18 protein-coding genes are annotated in these 17363 nt (G+C 62.5%); 12 read left to right on the top strand and 6 right to left on the bottom strand.

The window, feature by feature from the left end; all coding sequences use genetic code 11:
• The first annotated feature begins 199 nt into the window (after positions 1-199).
• Entirely contained in the window at positions 200-685 is a 486-nt protein-coding gene (locus ACK4OE_RS12255) for a thioesterase family protein (protein WP_409885089.1), read from the top strand.
• A 179-nt stretch (positions 686-864) separates the two neighbouring features.
• A complete protein-coding gene (locus ACK4OE_RS12250; RefSeq protein ID WP_409885088.1) occupies positions 865-1449 on the top strand; it encodes a polymer-forming cytoskeletal protein in 585 nt (194 codons plus the stop codon).
• Positions 1450-1503: 54 nt separating this feature from the next.
• Here the strand turns inward: ACK4OE_RS12250 and ACK4OE_RS12245 are convergent, their stop codons facing one another.
• Positions 1504-1926 carry an acyl-CoA thioesterase gene (locus tag ACK4OE_RS12245; protein ID WP_409885087.1) on the bottom strand — a complete coding sequence of 141 codons (423 nt, stop codon included), beginning with the start codon at positions 1924-1926 and terminating at the stop codon, positions 1504-1506.
• 127 nt (positions 1927-2053) lie between these two features.
• On the opposite strand from ACK4OE_RS12245, the gene ACK4OE_RS12240 reads away from it, so the two are divergent.
• The 3 genes from ACK4OE_RS12240 to ACK4OE_RS12230 all read left to right on the top strand — a co-directional run bounded on the left by ACK4OE_RS12240 (position 2054) and on the right by ACK4OE_RS12230 (position 5393).
• A complete protein-coding gene (locus ACK4OE_RS12240; protein WP_409885086.1) occupies positions 2054-3919 on the top strand; it encodes an ABCB family ABC transporter ATP-binding protein/permease in 1866 nt (621 codons plus the stop codon).
• 125 nt (positions 3920-4044) lie between these two features.
• Positions 4045-4977, top strand: coding sequence for a 2-hydroxyacid dehydrogenase (locus ACK4OE_RS12235; RefSeq protein ID WP_409885085.1), 933 nt, complete (start codon positions 4045-4047; stop codon positions 4975-4977).
• 71 nt (positions 4978-5048) lie between these two features.
• Complete coding sequence (locus tag ACK4OE_RS12230) at positions 5049-5393, top strand: nucleotide pyrophosphohydrolase (protein ID WP_409885084.1); 345 nt, start codon at positions 5049-5051, stop codon at positions 5391-5393.
• 59 nt (positions 5394-5452) lie between these two features.
• On the opposite strand, the gene ACK4OE_RS12225 is transcribed toward ACK4OE_RS12230, so the two are convergent.
• The 4 genes from ACK4OE_RS12225 to ACK4OE_RS12210 form a co-directional block, all read right to left on the bottom strand.
• Entirely contained in the window at positions 5453-6040 is a 588-nt protein-coding gene (locus tag ACK4OE_RS12225) for an IPTL-CTERM sorting domain-containing protein (protein WP_409885083.1), read from the bottom strand.
• Positions 6041-6136: 96 nt separating this feature from the next.
• A complete protein-coding gene (locus ACK4OE_RS12220) occupies positions 6137-7171 on the bottom strand; it encodes a DctP family TRAP transporter solute-binding subunit (RefSeq protein WP_409885082.1) in 1035 nt (344 codons plus the stop codon).
• 47 nt (positions 7172-7218) lie between these two features.
• Positions 7219-8517, bottom strand: a complete 1299-nt coding sequence (locus ACK4OE_RS12215; RefSeq protein ID WP_409885081.1) for a TRAP transporter large permease — start codon at positions 8515-8517, stop codon at positions 7219-7221.
• Positions 8514-9077, bottom strand: a complete 564-nt coding sequence (locus tag ACK4OE_RS12210; RefSeq protein WP_409885080.1) for a TRAP transporter small permease — start codon at positions 9075-9077, stop codon at positions 8514-8516. The genes ACK4OE_RS12215 and ACK4OE_RS12210 overlap by 4 nt, the downstream gene beginning before the upstream one ends.
• 242 nt (positions 9078-9319) lie before the next feature.
• Between ACK4OE_RS12210 and ACK4OE_RS12205 the strand changes: the two genes are divergently transcribed.
• From ACK4OE_RS12205 to ACK4OE_RS12175, 7 genes are all read left to right on the top strand, one after another.
• Positions 9320-10252, top strand: a complete 933-nt coding sequence (locus ACK4OE_RS12205; RefSeq protein WP_409885079.1) for a LysR family transcriptional regulator — start codon at positions 9320-9322, stop codon at positions 10250-10252.
• A 178-nt stretch (positions 10253-10430) separates the two neighbouring features.
• Positions 10431-11324 carry an amino acid ABC transporter substrate-binding protein gene (locus tag ACK4OE_RS12200; RefSeq protein ID WP_409885078.1) on the top strand — a complete coding sequence of 298 codons (894 nt, stop codon included), beginning with the start codon at positions 10431-10433 and terminating at the stop codon, positions 11322-11324.
• A 122-nt stretch (positions 11325-11446) separates the two neighbouring features.
• Positions 11447-12346, top strand: coding sequence for an amino acid ABC transporter substrate-binding protein (locus ACK4OE_RS12195; RefSeq protein ID WP_409885077.1), 900 nt, complete (start codon positions 11447-11449; stop codon positions 12344-12346).
• Positions 12347-12454: 108 nt separating this feature from the next.
• The gene (locus ACK4OE_RS12190) at positions 12455-13213 is read left to right on the top strand and encodes an amino acid ABC transporter permease (protein ID WP_409885076.1); all 759 of its coding nucleotides are present in this window, start codon (positions 12455-12457) and stop codon (positions 13211-13213) included.
• A gap of 1 nt (position 13214) precedes the next feature.
• Positions 13215-13880: an amino acid ABC transporter permease gene (locus ACK4OE_RS12185; protein ID WP_409885075.1), complete on the top strand. Its 666-nt coding sequence runs from the start codon at positions 13215-13217 to the stop codon at positions 13878-13880.
• Between the two features lie 40 nt (positions 13881-13920).
• Positions 13921-14658, top strand: a complete 738-nt coding sequence (locus ACK4OE_RS12180; protein WP_409885074.1) for an amino acid ABC transporter ATP-binding protein — start codon at positions 13921-13923, stop codon at positions 14656-14658.
• 215 nt (positions 14659-14873) lie between these two features.
• Positions 14874-16361, top strand: coding sequence for a hypothetical protein (locus ACK4OE_RS12175; RefSeq protein WP_409885073.1), 1488 nt, complete (start codon positions 14874-14876; stop codon positions 16359-16361).
• A 21-nt stretch (positions 16362-16382) separates the two neighbouring features.
• Here the strand turns inward: ACK4OE_RS12175 and ACK4OE_RS12170 are convergent, their stop codons facing one another.
• Positions 16383-17300, bottom strand: coding sequence for a MurR/RpiR family transcriptional regulator (locus ACK4OE_RS12170; RefSeq protein ID WP_409885072.1), 918 nt, complete (start codon positions 17298-17300; stop codon positions 16383-16385).
• Positions 17301-17363: the final 63 nt, after the last annotated feature.

Here is a 17363-nt window from a genome sequence, read left to right as displayed (position 1 = left end):
CTGTCGCCAGGGTGACACTGCGGCGCCCAGCGGGCGCGGCGCACATCGACGTCTGGCCCGGTTTCTGCGTTGCAATGGTTACTTTTGAGTAAAAATGGCTGCTAGCGCTTGTCCATAAAGCGCTAGCAGCTACAAAATCAGGAGTAAGCGGGTTGGCGCAGTTTGCATGCGCCGTCCGGCCCCGACCCACAGGAAACACATGATCAAGTCCGCCACGCCGACGCCGCACGAGTTCGAGCCCGCATTCATCGCCGGGCTCAAGTCGATATTCGAGGAGAAGATCGTGTTCAACCAGGTGCTCGGGTTGAAGGTGATCGACCTGCGGCCCGACGGGGTGACCGGTCGGATCGACATGAAGCCCGAACTGGTGGGCCACTATGCCTATAACCGTGTGCATGGCGGCGTGATCAGCGCAGGGCTGGACGCGATGGGCGGCCTGGCGGTGATGGCGGCCATCGGTGCCAAACACATGGACGAGGCGCCCGAGCAGCGGCTGCACCGTTTTGCAAAGCTGGGCACCATCGACTTGCGCATCGACTACCTTCGGCCCGGTATCGGCAGCCATTTCGAGCTGCGCGCGCATGTGCTGCGCCTGGGCTCGCGCGTGGCGACCACGCGCATGGAGTTTCTGGGGCCAGAAGGCGAGCTGATGTCCGCCGGAGCCGCCGCCTACATCGTGTCGTAGCAGGCGCCGAGCCGTGCACGCGCCGGTCAGAAGGGGCTTGCACATGCTTGCGAATGTGTGACGCTGCAAGCCTTGCAAGCGCATGCTACGAGAGAACTGTTTGGTTACCGTTCTTGCGTAACGAAGGCATCTTTCGCTGCCGCCCAACCCTACGATGACTCTCTTTTCAAGGAGATCTGATGGCCGTGCAAAATCCCTTCTTTGGCAAACGTGAACCCGAACCTTTCCAGCCCCGCCACAGCGCCACTTCATCCACGGGGCTCAACAGCACGTCGGCCAGCAATGCAGCTGCGGCTGCTCAGGCAGCCACTGCAGTCGCCACCAGCCCTGCGGTGCCCTCAGCTTCTGCCAGCGATTCCTCGGGCAGCAAACTTACCGTCGGCCCCAACATCAAGCTCAAGGGTGTGGAGATCACCGATTGCGACACCCTGGTGGTGGAAGGCACTGTTGAAGCCACGATGGATTCGCGCGTGATCCACATCTCGGAACGCGGCGCGTTCAAAGGCTCGGCCGAGATCGACATCGCCGAGATCCATGGCGAGTTCAACGGCACTTTGACCGTGCGCCAGAAGCTCGTCATTTACAGCACCGGCAAGGTCAACGGCAAGATCCGTTACGGCAAGCTGGTCGTGGAAGAGGGTGGGCAACTGGCGGGCGAGATCGAAGCAGGCTTCTCGCCGTCTCCGTCAGTTTCGTCACCCACTGGCATGCAGCGCAGCACGCCACCGCTGTCGCGTCCAGAGCCTGCAGTACTCGCCGCCTGAGCCCCAAACCCGCGGCGCTTGTGGCGCTGCGGGACAGTAGTTGCCCAGCTCAGCTCAGGCTGCGGCAGCCGGCTTGGGTACAGGCCGGGGTCTGCCCTGGTCGTCAATGGCCACATACGTCAGCCGGGCCTCGGTCACCTTCACATACCGGCCCTGGTCGGTAAAACGTTCGGCATACACCTCCACCTGCACCGTGACCGAGGTGTTGCCCACCCGCGTGATGGACGAGAAGAACGACAGGATGTCGCCCACGCGCACCGGTTGCTTGAAGATGAACTCGTTGACCGCTACCGTGGCCATGCGCCCCTGGATGTAGCGTGCGGGCAGCACAGAGCCCGCCAGGTCGACCTGCGCCATCACCCAGCCGCCAAAAATATCGCCATTGCCATTGGTGTCTGCGGGCATGGGGATCACTTTGAGCACCAGCTCCTTGTCGGTGGGTAATGCGGCGGGAGGCGGGCTGAAAACGGCAGACATGGGCACAATCTCGGTTGGGGCTGAGCCAATCTTGGGGAACCACGGTTTCGCGAGGCGCCTGGCCTGCAGCAAACCACTTTGGCATCAGCCGGGTCGGTAATAACAAAAACACCTGGAATTGTCCCCCATGCGCCACCACGGCGAAACCGCCCCTCCACCCTCTGGCACCACCACGCCTGCGCCCGTTACGTCGGACTGGGCCACCCTGAACCGGCTGCTGCCCTACCTGTGGCAATACAAGTGGCGCGTGATTGCCGCCATCGTGTTCATGGTGGGCGCCAAGCTGGCCAATGTCAGCGTGCCCCTGCTGCTCAAAACGCTGGTGGACGCGATGAACTTCAAGCCGGGCGACCCGGCCGCGCTGCTGGTGGTGCCGGTGGGCCTGCTGCTGGCCTACGGCGCCCTGCGGCTGTCCACCTCGCTGTTCACCGAGCTGCGCGAACTGGTGTTTGCCAAGGCCACACAGGGTGCTGCGCGCTCGATTGCGCTGCAGACCTTTCAGCACCTGCACGCTTTAAGCCTGCGCTTTCACCTGGAGCGGCAGACCGGCGGCATGACGCGCGACATCGAGCGTGGCGTGCGCGGCATCGAGTCCCTCATCTCGTTCACGCTGTTCAACGTGGTGGCCACCCTGGTCGAGGTGGTGCTGGTGCTGTCGGTGCTGGCCGTCAAGTTTGACGCGTGGTTTGCCTGGATCACGCTGGCGGCATTGGCGGTCTACATCACCTTCACGGTGCTGGTGACCGAGTGGCGCACCCAGTTTCGCCGCGAAGCCAACGAGTTTGATTCGGCCGCGCACACCAAGGCGGTGGATTCGCTGCTGAACTACGAAACAGTCAAATACTTCAACAACGAGGGCTTTGAGGCCGCGCGGTATGACGAAAGCCTGGAGCGCCTACGGCGCGCGCGCCTCAAGAGCCAGACCACGCTGTCAGTGCTCAACACCGGCCAGCAGCTCATCATCGCCATCGGCCTGGTGGCCATGCTGTGGCGGGCCACGCAGGGGGTGGTTGATGGCCGCATGACGCTGGGTGACCTGGTCATGGTCAACGCGTTCATGATCCAGCTGTACATCCCGCTCAACTTCCTGGGTGTGATCTACCGCGAGATCAAACAAAGCCTGACGGATCTGGACAAGATGTTCACGCTGATGGACAAGGAGCGCGAGGTGGCCGACGCCCCCGGCGCGGTTCCGCTCACGGGTCTTGACCGCCCCACGGTGCGTTTTGAGGACGTGCATTTTTCGTACGAAACCCGCAAGGGCAACGACCTGAGCACGGGCCGGCCCATCCTGCAGGGCATCAGCTTCGAGATTCCGGCAGGCAAGACCGTGGCCGTGGTCGGTCCCTCGGGCTCGGGCAAGTCCACGCTGGCGCGGCTGCTGTTTCGCTTTTATGACATCCAGCAGGGCCGCATCACCATCGCAGGGCAAGAGATTCGCAGCGTGACGCAAGCCAGCGTGCGCCAGGCCATCGGCATCGTGCCGCAAGACACCGTGCTCTTCAACGACACCGTGGCTTACAACATTGCCTACGGCCGCCCCGGCGCCAGCCAGGCCGAGGTGGAGGCTGCAGCCCAGTCCGCGCGTATTCACGACTTCATCGCCAGCACCCCCAAGGGCTACGGCACCATGGTGGGCGAGCGTGGGCTCAAGCTCTCGGGCGGCGAAAAGCAGCGCGTGGCGATTGCGCGCACCCTACTCAAAAACCCGCCCATCCTGATTTTTGACGAGGCCACGTCGGCGCTGGATTCGGCCAACGAACGCGCCATCCAGGCCGAGCTGCAAACCGTAGCGCAGAACAAGACCACGCTGGTGATTGCGCACCGCCTGTCCACCGTGGTGGACGCGCACGAGATCCTGGTGATGGATGCAGGCCGCATCATCGAGCGCGGTACGCATGCGCAACTACTGGCGCAGCGCGGCCGGTACGCCAGTATGTGGGCGCTACAACAGGAGGCTCCCCCTGAGTCGCCTGCGGCGCCTTCCCCCTGAGGGGGACGACGGCCTTTGCTGCGGGGCGGCCCTTGCTGGCCGTCCTCGCGATGGCGCCGCGCCGGTTTTCGAGGCTGACCGCACACCAACGAGCACATTGATATTTCCCTGATTCAACATTTGCCATGAAACCTGTCCTGCTCGCCCTCATGTTCCTCTCCGACGAACACTGCGCCCAGCTGTCGCAGTCGTTCGATCTGATCTACGCACCCGACACCGCCCAGGCCACAGCGGCCATCGCCATGCACGGCCCGCGCATCACCGCGGTGCTGACCATTGGCTCCACGGGCTTGAGCGCCGCGCAGATTGACGCGCTGCCCCAGCTGTCGCTCATCTGCGCGCTCGGCGCAGGCTACGAGAACATAGCGGTGGCACACGCCAAGGCGCGTGGCATTGTGGTGGCCAACGGTGCGGGCACCAATGACGACTGCGTGGCCGACCACGCCTGGGGGCTGCTGATAGCCGCCGTGCGCGGCATCCCCAAGCTCGACCAACTCACGCGCGGCGGCGTCTGGCGCACCGCCTTGCCGCTGCCGCCCAACGTGTCGCACAAGCGGCTAGGCATCATCGGCCTGGGCACCATCGGCAAAAAGATCGCGCAGCGCGCGCTGGGCTTTGAGGTGGAGGTGGGGTACCACAACCGCAGCGCCCGCGCTGACGTGCCGTACCGCTACTTCGCAGACGTGACAGCGCTGGCCGAGTGGACGGATTTTCTGGTGGTCGCCACACCGGGCGGCGCAGGTACCCAGCACCTTGTCAATGCAGCCGTGCTGAACGCGCTGGGCCCGCGCGGCGTGGTGGTCAACATCGCGCGGGGCAGCGTGATCGACACCCAGGCGCTGGCGCAGGCGCTGAAAGACGGACGTGTGGCGGGTGCGGGCCTGGACGTGTACGAGAGCGAGCCCGCGCCCCCCGCCGAGCTGCTGGATCTGGACAGCGTGGTGCTCACCCCGCACGTGGCCGGCTGGTCGCCGGAAGCGGTGCAGGCGTCGGTGGACCGGTTTGTGGAAAACGCACGCCGGCACTTCGCGGGCGAGGTGCCAGTCTCTCCGGTTTGAAATTTGAATGAAAATGGCCTATAGCGCTTATTGGATAAGCACTATTTGCTATTAAATCAGGAGTAATTGCAATGCGGCTGGATGTAGAGGACCTGCAGGCGCGGTTGCGTGCGTTTGCGGCAGAGCGGCATTGGCAGCCGTTTCACACGCCCAAGAATCTGTCGATGGCCCTGGTGGTGGAGGCCGCCGAGTTGGCCGAGATCTTCCAGTGGATGACGCCCGAGCAGTCGCTGGCCGTGCGCGACAACCCGGCGCTGAAGGAGCCCATTGCCGATGAGGTGGCTGATGTGCTGCTGTACCTGCTGCAGCTGGCCGACCACGCGGGGGTGGATCTGGCCCAGGCGGTAGAGAACAAACTGGTGAAGAACGCAGTCAAGCACCCTGTACCTCATGCCCCCACTGCGCCGCAACCTTAGACGCGAAAACGGCACCCTGCGGTGCCGTTGCAAGGTTCAAGCGCCAAGGCTTGGGGCCATTACAAGCGCCGCCGACGAGTTGCCCAAAGCCCGGCCATTGCGACCAACGACCCCAGAGCCATCACACCATACTCGCCCAAGGTAGGGACGGGGGTGGGTGCGGCGGTTGCGACAGCGCCGACATTGATCACGATGGTGTCGTTGGGCAGGTTCAGTGTTCGCGTGCCGGGGGTCACGCCCAGGCTGGCAAAAGTTCTGCCATTGAACGTGGATGAATTGGCCAGTGGCGAGCCGGAAACGTATCCTGCTGGCAGGTACAGAAAGCTGTCGAGTAAGTAAACGGGTGACCCTGTCGAGATATTTGCAACGGTGGCAGGCCCGCTGGTAAATCCGCTCAGCGCGGGCGTTAGCGCTACGCCACTAGCCAACCCAACAGGCCCGGGGCCGGTGCAAAGAAAGTCGGCGGAGATGCGCCCTTCTCCGCAATTCGAAGCATTGGCCGACAAAATTAGACCGGTTGTATTCAAGCTTCCGCTACCGGTCGCGACCACGTTTCCGCCGGTTTCCACAATGTTGATCGTGTAAACGGCGTGTGCGTTTACTGCGGTGGCAAGCAACAAGGCGCCTGCCCAAGGTCTTACCGCCATGGTATTACTCCGAATGTGACAATATGTTTCTTCGGATGATAGCCCACACTTCGCGGATCCTTGAATCCATCGAAGGCAGGCTGGGCTCGTTGCTCGCTATTTGCGTGCCGCAATCGCCTTTTCAGCCGCCACCACCAGGTCTGCACCGATCTGGCCCTTCCACTTTTCGTACACAGGGCGGGTGGCCTTTACAAACGCGGCGCGCTCGTTGGCGCTCAGTTCGGTCACCGTCACGCCCAGGCCCGTGATGTCCTTGAGCAGGGGGCGGTCGGCTTCGATCACGCCCTTGCGCGCGATGGCGATTTCTTCCTTGCCTGCGTCGATGGCGGCCTGCTTGACGATCTCGCGGTCAGCGGGAGTCCACGATGCCCAGATGTCCTTGTTCACGACAAAGATCAGCGGGTCGTTCACGTAGCCCCACAGGGTGATGTGCTTTTGCGCCACGCTGTGCAGCTTGGCGGCGGTGAAGATGGACAAGGGGTTTTCCTGGCCGTCCACGGCACCGCTGGCGAACGCGGGCTGTGCATCGGCCCAGCTCATCTGCGTGGGGTTGGCGCCCAGCGCGGTGAAGGTATCCAAGAACAGGGGCGAGCCCACCACGCGAATCTTGAGCCCCTTGAGGTCTTCAGGCGACTTGATCGCCTTCTTGGAGTTGGAGATTTCGCGGTAGCCGTTTTCACCCCAGGCCAGTGGCACTACGCCGGCTTTGTCCAGCGTGGCAAAAATGCTCTTGCCCACGTCGCCCTGCGTCACCGCATCCACCGCCGCGTAGTCGGGGAACAGGAACGGCAGCGAGAACAGGTTGAGTTGCTTGACCTGGGGCGACCAGTTGATGGTGGAGCCCACGGCCATGTCGATCACGCCCTGGCGCAGTGCGCTGAATTCGCGCGTCTGGTCACCCTGGATCAGCGAGACGCCGGGGTACAGCTTGATGTTGATGCGGCCATTGGTGCGCTCGCGCACCTTGTTGGCCCACAGCTCGCCGCCCTTGCCCCAGGGGAACGCAGTGCCCAGCACCAATGACATGCGGTATTCGCTCTTGTACGCAGTTTGCGCAATCGCGGCGGGTGCGGTGAAGGCGAGGGCGGCAGCAGCGGCCACGGCAGAGGTGAGGAAGGTACGCAGTTTCATGGTTTGTCTCCAGTTGTTGTGTGAAAAAAAGTAGAAAGTGAGAAAGCTCAGTAGCCCAGGCGCTGTGGCAGCCACAGTGCCAATTGCGGCCAGATGACCACGGCCAGCATGACCAAACACATGGCCACCAGAAACCAGCCCACCCAGCGCGAGGTCTGCTCGATGCGCACGCCTGCGATGCGGCTCGATACCATCAGGTTCACGGCCATAGGCGGTGTGAACTGGCCTAGCGCCACGTTCAGCGTCAGCAGCACGCCGAACCAGACGGGGTCCCACTGATAGTGCAGCATGATGGGCGCCATCAGCGGCACAAAGATCAGGAAGATCGAGATGCCATCAAGGAACATGCCGGTGATGATGAGCAGCAAGATCAGCAGAGCCAGCACGCCATATTCGCCGAGGCCCGAGCCGACGATCGCGCGGGTGATGGGGTCGATGACCCCCAGCGTGGACAGCGAGAACGCGAAGATGCCCGCCAGCGCCACCACCAGCAGGATGACGGCCGACAACTCGCCCGATTCGCGCAGGATGGGGAACAGGTCACGCACGCTGATGGTGCGGTGCACCACCATGCCCACGAACAGGCCGTAGAACACAGCCACCACTGCCGCCTCGGTGGGCGTGAACCAGCCAGCGCGCATACCACCCAGTATGAGCACCGGCGCCGCCAGGCCCCAGGACGCTTCGCGCAGGCTTTTCCAGAATGCAGGGCGGGGCAGGTGGGCTTCGTGGGTGCCCATGCCATGGCGGCGCGACAACCACACGGCGGGCACGATGAGCGCCAGGCCCGCAAGAATGCCCGGGATCATCCCGGCCGCAAACAGCGCGGGCACCGAGGCACCGGGCACCAGCACCGAATACACGATGAACGCCACGGAGGGCGGGATGAGGATGTCGATGGACGCCGCTGCGCCCACCACAGCCGCCGAGAACGGTGCCGGGTAGCCCGCGCGCGACATGGCCACAATCATCACCCCGCCCACGGCAGCCGCCGTGGCGGGGCCCGAGCCCGAAATGCCCCCCAGGAACATGGCCACCGCCACCACCACCAGCGGCAGCATGCCCGGGCCACGGCCCACGATGGACACGGCCAGGTTCACCAGTCGCAGTGCCACGCCCGAGCGGTCAAAGATCGAGCCCACCAGCACAAACATCGGAATGGCCAGCAGCGGGTACTTGCCCAGTCCGGCAAAGAAGTTCTGCGGCACGGCCAGCAGGCCAAACCACTGCGAATCGGCATTGGCCACGGCGATGGCCGCGGCCCCCGCTAGGCCCAGCGCGGCGCCAATGGGCACCCCCGCCAGCATCAGCGCCACAAAGGCGGTAAACAGCAGCGCGGCGGTCATGGAGTGGGGGGCTCGTTGCCTGCGGCGTTGTCAACAAACACTTTGCGGCGGCTGCGCACCAAATGCCCCACCGCACGCAGGGTGATCAGCGCGGAAAACACAGGCAGCCAGATGGAATACCACCACTGCGGCACGCCAATGCCGGGAGAGGTTTCGCCATAGCGGATGTCATCCCACACCACGCGCGCGCTCAGCACGGTGATCAGTACAAACAGCAGGGCCACCATCAGCGCGCCCAGTTGGGCCAACACGCGGCGGCGTTGGGCCGAGCCGCTTTCGCTGAAGAACTCGATGCGGATGTGGCGGTCACGCGCCACAGCGGCCGAGCCGCCCACCAGGGCCAGCACGATCATCAGGAACACCGAAATCTCTTCCGTCCAGGCGAACGACGAGTTGGTGAAATAGCGCACAAGCACGTTGACGAAGGTAATCAGCGCAAGGGCCGCCATCACCAGCACCGTCAGCCAGTCTTCAAGGCGCAGTGCACGGGGTTCGGCGGGGGCCGGTGGCACCGACGGCGCAGCGTTGGCGGCGGGCCGGGTGGGAGGGGTGGAGGGCATGGAGTCGTCGAGCGGTCAGGAGATCAAACACAGCAGCGGATGCGTTGTCGCTCTGCCCGTCGATGTTGTGCACCAGGGGAGGGGACGGCGCTGCCATAAGGTAGTTCGCAGCGCCGTGCATTATGCGGCCTGCTCGTATGCATGCACATCATTGGTGCGTAGGTGTTGCCTGGCGTTCGGGGGCATGTGGGGGCTGCGGTCCCAGTCGAGCGGACTTCACGGGCCGCACGGATAATGCGCTGATGGAAACCAAGTGGCTTGAAGATTTCGTCAGTCTTGCGGAAACGCGCAGCTTCAGCCGGTCGGCCCAGCTGAGGCACGTCACGCAGCCCGCCTTTTCACGGCGCATTCAGGCCCTGGAGGCCTGGGCTGGCACGGATCTGGTGGACCGAAGCTCTTATCCCACCCGCCTGACGCCCGCTGGTAAAACGCTGTACGACCAGGCGCTGGAGGTATTGCAGGCCCTGCAAAACACACGGGCGATGCTGCGGGCGCACACCAGCGCGGGCAAGGACATGATCGAATTTGCCGTGCCGCACACGCTGGCGTTCACGTTCTTCCCAGCCTGGGTGTCCAGCCTGCACGACAAATTCGGCCCCTTCAAAAGCCGCCTGATTGCCTTGAACGTGCATGACGCGGTGATGCGGCTCGTCGAAGGCGGCTGTGATCTGCTCATCGCTTACCACCACCCATCGCAACCGTTTCAGCTGGATGCTGACCGCTACGAGATGGTGAGCCTGGGGCAGGAAGTGCTCTCGCCCTACAGCAAGGCTGACGCCGACGGTCAGCCTGTGCATCGTTTGCCTGGCCGCGCTGGCCAGCCGCTCCCTTACCTGGGCTACGCGCCAGGCGCTTATCTGGGTCGGGTGACGGAACTCATATTGAAGGAAGCCAGCACGCCCATTCACCTGGAGCGCGTATACGAAACCGACATGGCTGAAGGGCTCAAAGCCATGGCATTGGAAGGCCACGGCGTGGCCTTTTTGCCGCACAGTGCGGTAAAGAAAGAACTGCGGGCACGTCGCCTGGTCAGCGCAGCGCCTTCGGATGTTGATGCGTTGCAGATGACGATGGATGTGCGCGCTTACCGCGAAAAGCCAGCCGGCAAAGAAGCGCCCAAAGGCACGGCCCAGGCGCTGTGGACCTACCTGCAAACGCAGGCAGGGTCATGCTAAGGGTAAATACGGATATAAACAGTTTGCATAGTTGTGCGCTCAAACGGCATTGGAATTTCACGGTAACGACACGTACAGTCTGCGCCATCGCCGGGTCGAAGCCGCAGCGTGTGCCCGGGCGGACTGCACAGTGGCACGAAATTTGCGAATCTAATTCATTCAATTACCGAGAGACCGCATGAAAGTTCAGCATTGGGGATTTGCCTGGGGCCTTGTGGCTCTGTGCTTCACCTGCGCGGCATCGGCCCAAGGCGTGCTGGAACGCATCAGTGCGGGCGGCAAATTGGTGATTGCGCACCGCGAGTCGTCGGTGCCGTTTTCTTACATTGATTCCGCATCGGGTAAGCCTGTGGGCTATGCGGTGGACCTGTGCCTGCAATTGGCAGATGTGGTGCGCAAGAAGACGGGCAAGAAAGACATGGCCGTCGAGTTTGTGGCTGTGACCCCCGCCAACCGCATCACCATGATTGAGCAGGGCAAGGCAGACCTTGAGTGTGGCTCCACCACCAACAACGCCGAGCGGCGCCAGAAGGTTGCCTTCACCATTCCCCACTTCATCACCGGTGCGCGCCTGCTCGTCAAATCGGCCAGCCCCATTGATCGCGTCGAAGACCTCAACGGCAAAAAGCTGGTCTCCACCAAAGGCACCACGCCGCTCAAGGCCGCTGAACAGGCCAACCGCGAGCGCCTGATGGGCATCACCATCCTTGAAGCTCCTGACCACGCCAGGGCGGTCGAGATGGTGGAGAAGGGCGAGGCACAAGCCTTTGTGATGGACGATGTGCTGCTGTATGGCCTGGCCGCTGGGCGCGCGGACCCCAAGGCGCTCAAGGTGGTGGGGCGTTTTATGACCACTGAGCCGCTGGCGATCATGTTGCCCAAGAACGATCCCGACTTCAAAAAGCTGATCGACGACGAGATGCGTCGCCTCATCACCAGCCGCGACATCTACCCCATTTACGACAAGTGGTTTAACAAACCCATCCCGCCGAACAACACGGTGCTGAACCTTCCGGTCAGTTATCTGTTGCGCGACTTCTGGAAATACCCTACCGACCAGGTTCCGTTCTGACTAACAATCTGGCTACGTGGTCACCTTTTTTGGAGTGTTCGGCCAGCCGGCCCGTTCGGCATGGGTGGATCTCTAGAATATCCCCCCTCTTTTTTCGTTTGTTTACACACAAGGAGATACCTATGAAGAAGCATTTGCTCGCGGTTGCTGTGACCGCCCTGGCTGCAGGCAGCGCTTTTGCGCAAGCTACTGACACCCTGGCCAAAATCAAGGCATCGGGTAGCGTGACCCTGGGGGTGCGCGAGTCGTCCGGTCTTTCCTACACACTGGGCAATGGCAAGTTTGTGGGCTTTCACACCGAAATGGGTGAGATCGTTCTGGCCGACATCCAAAAGCAACTGGGCCTGCCCAAGCTGGACGTGAAGTACCAGCCCGTCACCTCGCAAAACCGCATCCCCCTGGTGACCAACGGCACCGTTGATCTGGAGTGCGGATCGACCACCAACAACGCCACCCGCCAAAAGGATGTGGCATTTGCGGTGACCACCTATGTGGAAGAAGTTCGCATGGTCGTCAAGGCCAATTCGCCAATTACTTCCATCAAGGACCTGAACGGCAAGACTGTGGCGACCACCACGGGCACGACCTCGGTGCAAACCCTGCGCAAAAACGAACGCGCCGGTGGTATCGACTTCAAGGAAGTCTACGGCAAGGACCACGCCGACAGCTTCCTGATGCTGGAAACCGGCCGTGCCGATGCCTTCGTGATGGACGGCTCGATCCTGGCGGCCAACATCTCCAAGTCCAAGGCACCTGCCGACTACAAGATCGTGGGCGAAGTGCTGTCGGTGGAGCCCATCGCCTGCATGCTGCGCAAGGATGACCCAGCCTTCAAGAAGGCTGTGGACGACAGCATCAAGCGCCAGATCGCCGACGGTTCGCTGGCCAAGCTGTACGACAAGTGGTTCATGCAGCCAGTGCCTCCTACCAACACCAAGATCGGCCTGCCGATGTCTGACGCAACCAAGGCTGCTTGGGCCACGCCTAACGACAAGCCCATGGAAGACTACGCAAAGAAGTAATCTTCTGAGCGCTTGTGCCCCTTCGGCCGGCTGGTTCGAGGGGGCTTTTTTGTTGGGTGGGCAAAGGGTTGTGCCCAACGCAATACCAAGAATTAAAGGGGTGATCCTATGAGTTGGGATTGGCAGGTGTTCTGCCAGGACACCATGGACAGGGAAGTCGTGCAAAGCTGCTTTGGCAAAGGCGGCGATATCACCTACCTGGACTGGATGCTGTCGGCCTGGGGCTGGACGGTGTCTGTTTCGGTGCTGGCCTTGGTGCTGGCACTAGTTATAGGTTCTCTCATTGGCACGCTGCGCACCTTGCAGGACCGGCCGGTGATTGTTCGCCTGGGCAACGCCTGGGTCGAGCTGTTTCGCAATATTCCGCTGCTGGTACAGATTTTCCTGTGGTACCACGTGCTGCCGAGCTTTTTCCCTGTTCTGCAGGGTGTGCCTGGGTTTGCGTTGGTGGTGTTCGCCCTCGGGTTTTTCACATCAGCGCGTATTGCCGAGCAGGTTCGCTCGGGCATCCAGGCCTTGCCACGCGGCCAGCGTTACGCAGGTTTGGCCGTAGGCTTCACCACGTTTCAGACCTACCGCTATGTGCTGTTGCCCATGGCGTTTCGCATCATCATCCCGCCGCTGACCAGCGAGACGATGAACATCTTCAAGAACTCATCCGTGGCGTTTGCCGTGTCGGTGGCCGAACTGACTATGTTCGCCATGCAGGCACAGGAAGAAACCTCGCGCGGCATCGAGGTCTACCTGGCTGTCACGGCGCTCTACGTCATCTCGGCTTTTGCCATCAACCGCATCATGGCGTTCATTGAAAAGCGTGCGCGCATCCCTGGCATGGTGGTGAGTGGCGCGGCCGGAGGGGGGCATTGATATGAAGATCGATTTCTCCTTCTACAACTGGGACCTGATCTCCAACTTCGTGCTCAAGGGGCTGTACTTCAGCCTGACGCTTACGGTGATTGCCACGATTGGTGGTGTGCTCTTTGGCACGGTGCTGGCGCTCATGCGGCTGTCGGGCAAGAAGTGGCTCGAAGTGCCCGCCACTATCTATGTCAACGGCATGCGCAGCATTCCGCTGGTGATGGTGATCCTGTGGTTCTTCCTGCTGATGCCTGCCATCATCGGTCGCCCCATCGGCGCCGAGATGTCGGCCATCATCACCTTCATCGCGTTTGAAGCGGCGTATTTCAGCGAAATCATGCGCGCGGGTATCCAGTCCATTCCCCGGGGTCAGGTGCACGCAGGCCAGGCGCTGGGCATGACCTACGGCCAGAACATGAAGCTGGTGGTGCTGCCCCAGGCGTTCCGCAACATGCTGCCGGTGCTGCTCACACAGACCATCATCCTGTTCCAGGACACGTCGCTGGTCTACGCGATTGGCGCCTACGACATGCTCAAGGGCTTTGAAGTGGCGGGCAAGAACTTTGGCCGTCCCATCGAGGCGTACCTGGCAGCAGCCGTGCTGTACTTTGTGATGTGCTTTGCGCTGTCGTGGGCGGTCAAGCGCCTGCACCAGAAGATAGCGATCATCCGCTGATCGACGCTGGTGCTAAAGAGATTGGATTGAGGAAAAAGAAATGATCGAACTCAAAAACGTATCCAAGTGGTATGGCCCCGTGCAGGTGCTCAACGAATGCACGGCCACCATCCAAAAGGGTGAAGTGGTGGTGGTCTGCGGCCCCTCGGGCTCGGGCAAGTCCACGCTGATCAAGACCATCAATGCGCTCGAACCCTTTCAAAAGGGCGAGATCACGGTGGATGGCATCAAACTGCACGACCCCAAGACGGACCTGCCCAAGCTGCGCAGCCGCGTGGGCATGGTGTTCCAGCACTTTGAGCTGTTTCCCCACCTGTCGGTGACGGAGAATCTGACGATTGCTCAGGTCAAGGTGCTGGGCCGCAGTGCCGACGACGCCAAGAAGCGTGGCCTCAAGATGCTCGAACGTGTGGGCCTGATGGCGCACAAAGACAAGTTTCCGGGCCAACTGTCGGGCGGCCAGCAGCAGCGTGTGGCCATTGCGCGCGCCTTGTCGATGGACCCCATCGTGATGCTGTTTGACGAGCCTACGTCGGCGCTTGACCCTGAAATGGTCGGCGAAGTGCTGGACGTGATGGTGGGCTTGGCCAACGAAGGCATGACCATGATGTGCGTGACCCACGAAATGGGCTTTGCCCGCAAGGTCAGCAACCGTGTGATCTTCATGGACGTGGGCGGCAAGATCCTGGAAGACTGCTCCAAGGACGATTTCTTTAACAACCCGGATGCACGCCAGCCCCGCACCAAGGACTTCCTCAACAAGATTCTGCAGCACTGAACATGCTGCACACGCGCGCCTGCAAACGTGGCGCAGTGTGCAGGATGTCACGCAAGGCGCCTTAGGGCGCCTTTTTCGTTGTGGATCGGTGCGGTAGGCGGCAGTGCCTCCGAAACGGTGCTGTGCTAGGTTCGCACGTCTTGTCCCACTTCCGATGCCTGTGCCGTGCGCCGAAGCGTGGTACACGGCCGCAGCCTGATGGAACCCGCCTGAACATGATCATCTCCACCAGCGACAGTCCTTTTGAATTCCCGGCAGACCTGCCTGTGCCCACCGCCCTGAGCGACCTGCTGCGGGCTTTCCCGGCGCTGTGTGAGCCGGGCGCCGATGCGAGCGGCTCGTTTGCCTTCCACTGCGAGCCGCCCAGCGCCGTGGCGCGCTATTTCGGAGAGGAGGGGCATGTCGGCGGGCAGGCAGCGGCACGGCACCTGGGTGTGTTTGGCGTCGAGCCGGACGGCTCGACCATCGCCATCTGGCGTGCACCACAGGGTGGCATGCCGGTGGTGTACCTTAGCTCCGAAGGCGGTGGCCGGGTGCTGGCCAGCGATGCCGCGCAGTTCCTGCGGCTACTCGGTTTGGGCTATGACGAGTTTTCGCTGTATGACAACCTGGATGAGCCGCCGGAGGCAGACGGTGAGGTGGCGCCCGAGCTGTTGGAGTGGTTGGGGGCACAAGGACTGTCGGTGCCCGAGACCGGTGAAGACATTCTTGCCGAAGCCGAGGAGCGCTGGCCCGACTTCGACGGCTGGATGGAAGACGCTATTGCCGGGCGGTTGCCGCTAGACGACGCGGCGGCATCCGGGGCGCAGGCAAGCCTTGTCGAGGCCCCGGTCGCTGAGGGCAATCTCTGGGACCAGATGTTGGCCTGCATCGGTCGGCGCATCGACGATCCGCTGGTGCAGCACTGGTTGTCCGCCGTGGGGGCCAAGCCGCTCAGGCCTGCCACGCCGCACAACAACAGCACCTATGTCTCGGTGCGCGCAAACGGCATCGAAGTCAGCGCCTCGATGGCGCCCAAGCACCGTGGCTTCTGGCCGCCCAGCAAGGACGGGCGCCTCTGGCGCACCTATGTCACGCGCATCGCCCTGCCGGTAAAGGCAGCGGGGCTGGTTCCTCTGCCCGATGGCCTTTCCTGGGGACAGTTCCCAGGCCCCGAGGAGGGCGACAACTTCGTGAAGCAGGCGGTCAGCAGTACGCTGGAGCTGACTTTCCTGTGCTCGGACGCGGGAAACGGCGTTGAGCGCATTGATGCGCGCCTGCCGACGGAACGTTGTTTCATGGAGGCCAGCGCCGATTACGAGATGATCAAGCACCTTGTATACGTGGAGGACGCATTCTTAGTGACTTGGTGTGCTCTGCAGGGGCTGCTGGACCCCGAGCGCTACCCAGTGAGTGTGCTCAAGCCCTGGCACGAGCGCACGGCAACGCCGCTGCAACTGCTACATGGTCCCTGCGGGCGCGTGGTCTGGACCGACGACTTGGCTGCAGGTACCTCGGGATTCTGGCGCACCTACTACATGGGCTTTGACACGCCCGATGCCGAGCGCTGGGTGAGCGACGTAAATACCGTGTTCCAGTCCTCAAACCACTTCCGCGACGACGACGAGGCCATGACACCTGACAGCTGGGAGGCGTTCGACCGCATCGCCCCGAAGATCGCGCGGCGCTTCAACGCATGGCGCCGAAAGGCTGACCAGAACTGAGCCTGGGGCAGGGCTCCGGCGCTATCTGCGCGATGACTTGCGCGCAGGGGGGCTGTCCACAATAAGCTGCGATTCAAATCCCGTCCACAGCTCGTCGCGCCGTTTAAGCGCCTCAGACACCGCCTTGTGCCGCAGCTGGGCCACGGCCGACACCAAGGCGTTGCACAGGAAGAACGCAGCGGTGTACGAGTCGAATGGCGACGCGTTGGACGTGCGCACCTGCACGCGGTAGTGGGCCAGCGCGGCCAGCGGGGCGGTGGCGCTATCGGTAATGGCCAGCACCTGGGCGCCTGCGTCGCGAAAGCGCTGCGCCACCTTCACCGGCCCGCTGGCGTAGCGGCGGATGCTGAAGGCCAGCAGCGCGTCTTCAGGCTGAATCCACAGCAACTGGTCGGTCGCGTCCACGGCACCTGCCCCCAATTCATGCACACCGGGGCGGCACATGTTCAGGTGCAGCGCCAGCCAGGCGGCCACGGGGGCGCTGTTGATCTGCGCCAGTACGAAGACGCGACCACTGCCTTGTGCCAGCCGACTGGCAATCGCCTCGAATGCCGCCATGTCCAGCCCGTCGCGTGTGGCGGTGATGTTGTGCTGGTCGTGTAACAAGGCATCGTCCACACACTGCTGCAGGCTGCGCTGCGTGCCGATAGTGACTGGCGCACGCTGCCCGGCCGTCTGCAGCAGGGCCGTAACCTCGGCTCGCGCCTCGCGCTGCGCTTCGGCATAGCTGGCGTAGCCGAGCTTGGCAAACAGCCGCACCACGGTTGATGCGCTGGTGCCGGTGCGGGTTGCCAGGGCGGTGGCCGATTCCAGCAGCGCGTGGGGGTAGTCGCGCCCCAGGGCCTCGGCCAGCGCGCGTTCGCTGGCCGTCAGCTCGCCGCCTTGGCGTGCCAGCCTCTCGGTCAGCAGTCCTGATTGTGTCTGCAACGATAATTTCATAAATGTCTCTTTTGTGAAAAATGTATTGCAAACACTAGGTTCACGTGCAACACTGCCACCCAA

The sequence above is a fragment of the Acidovorax sp. genome (assembly GCF_046314175.1).
Taxonomy (GTDB): Bacteria; Pseudomonadota; Gammaproteobacteria; order Burkholderiales; family Burkholderiaceae_C; genus Acidovorax.
Note: the sequence above shows the minus strand (reverse complement) of the source record. Positions and strands in the feature narration are given on the sequence as shown.

Coding starts and splice junctions, on each gene's coding strand:
- ACK4OE_RS12200 (WP_409885078.1), top strand. CDS start 10,431: ATGAAAGTTCAGCATTGGGGATTTGCCTGGGGCCTTGTGGCTCTGTGC.
- ACK4OE_RS12230 (WP_409885084.1), top strand. CDS start 5,049: ATGCGGCTGGATGTAGAGGACCTGCAGGCGCGGTTGCGTGCGTTTGCG.
- ACK4OE_RS12240 (WP_409885086.1), top strand. CDS start 2,054: ATGCGCCACCACGGCGAAACCGCCCCTCCACCCTCTGGCACCACCACG.
- ACK4OE_RS12205 (WP_409885079.1), top strand. CDS start 9,320: ATGGAAACCAAGTGGCTTGAAGATTTCGTCAGTCTTGCGGAAACGCGC.
- ACK4OE_RS12185 (WP_409885075.1), top strand. CDS start 13,215: ATGAAGATCGATTTCTCCTTCTACAACTGGGACCTGATCTCCAACTTC.
- ACK4OE_RS12175 (WP_409885073.1), top strand. CDS start 14,874: ATGATCATCTCCACCAGCGACAGTCCTTTTGAATTCCCGGCAGACCTG.
- ACK4OE_RS12170 (WP_409885072.1), bottom strand. CDS start 17,300: ATGAAATTATCGTTGCAGACACAATCAGGACTGCTGACCGAGAGGCTG.
- ACK4OE_RS12245 (WP_409885087.1), bottom strand. CDS start 1,926: ATGTCTGCCGTTTTCAGCCCGCCTCCCGCCGCATTACCCACCGACAAG.
- ACK4OE_RS12220 (WP_409885082.1), bottom strand. CDS start 7,171: ATGAAACTGCGTACCTTCCTCACCTCTGCCGTGGCCGCTGCTGCCGCC.
- ACK4OE_RS12215 (WP_409885081.1), bottom strand. CDS start 8,517: ATGACCGCCGCGCTGCTGTTTACCGCCTTTGTGGCGCTGATGCTGGCG.
- ACK4OE_RS12255 (WP_409885089.1), top strand. CDS start 200: ATGATCAAGTCCGCCACGCCGACGCCGCACGAGTTCGAGCCCGCATTC.
- ACK4OE_RS12190 (WP_409885076.1), top strand. CDS start 12,455: ATGAGTTGGGATTGGCAGGTGTTCTGCCAGGACACCATGGACAGGGAA.
- ACK4OE_RS12210 (WP_409885080.1), bottom strand. CDS start 9,077: ATGCCCTCCACCCCTCCCACCCGGCCCGCCGCCAACGCTGCGCCGTCG.
- ACK4OE_RS12195 (WP_409885077.1), top strand. CDS start 11,447: ATGAAGAAGCATTTGCTCGCGGTTGCTGTGACCGCCCTGGCTGCAGGC.
- ACK4OE_RS12235 (WP_409885085.1), top strand. CDS start 4,045: ATGAAACCTGTCCTGCTCGCCCTCATGTTCCTCTCCGACGAACACTGC.
- ACK4OE_RS12180 (WP_409885074.1), top strand. CDS start 13,921: ATGATCGAACTCAAAAACGTATCCAAGTGGTATGGCCCCGTGCAGGTG.
- ACK4OE_RS12225 (WP_409885083.1), bottom strand. CDS start 6,040: ATGGCGGTAAGACCTTGGGCAGGCGCCTTGTTGCTTGCCACCGCAGTA.
- ACK4OE_RS12250 (WP_409885088.1), top strand. CDS start 865: ATGGCCGTGCAAAATCCCTTCTTTGGCAAACGTGAACCCGAACCTTTC.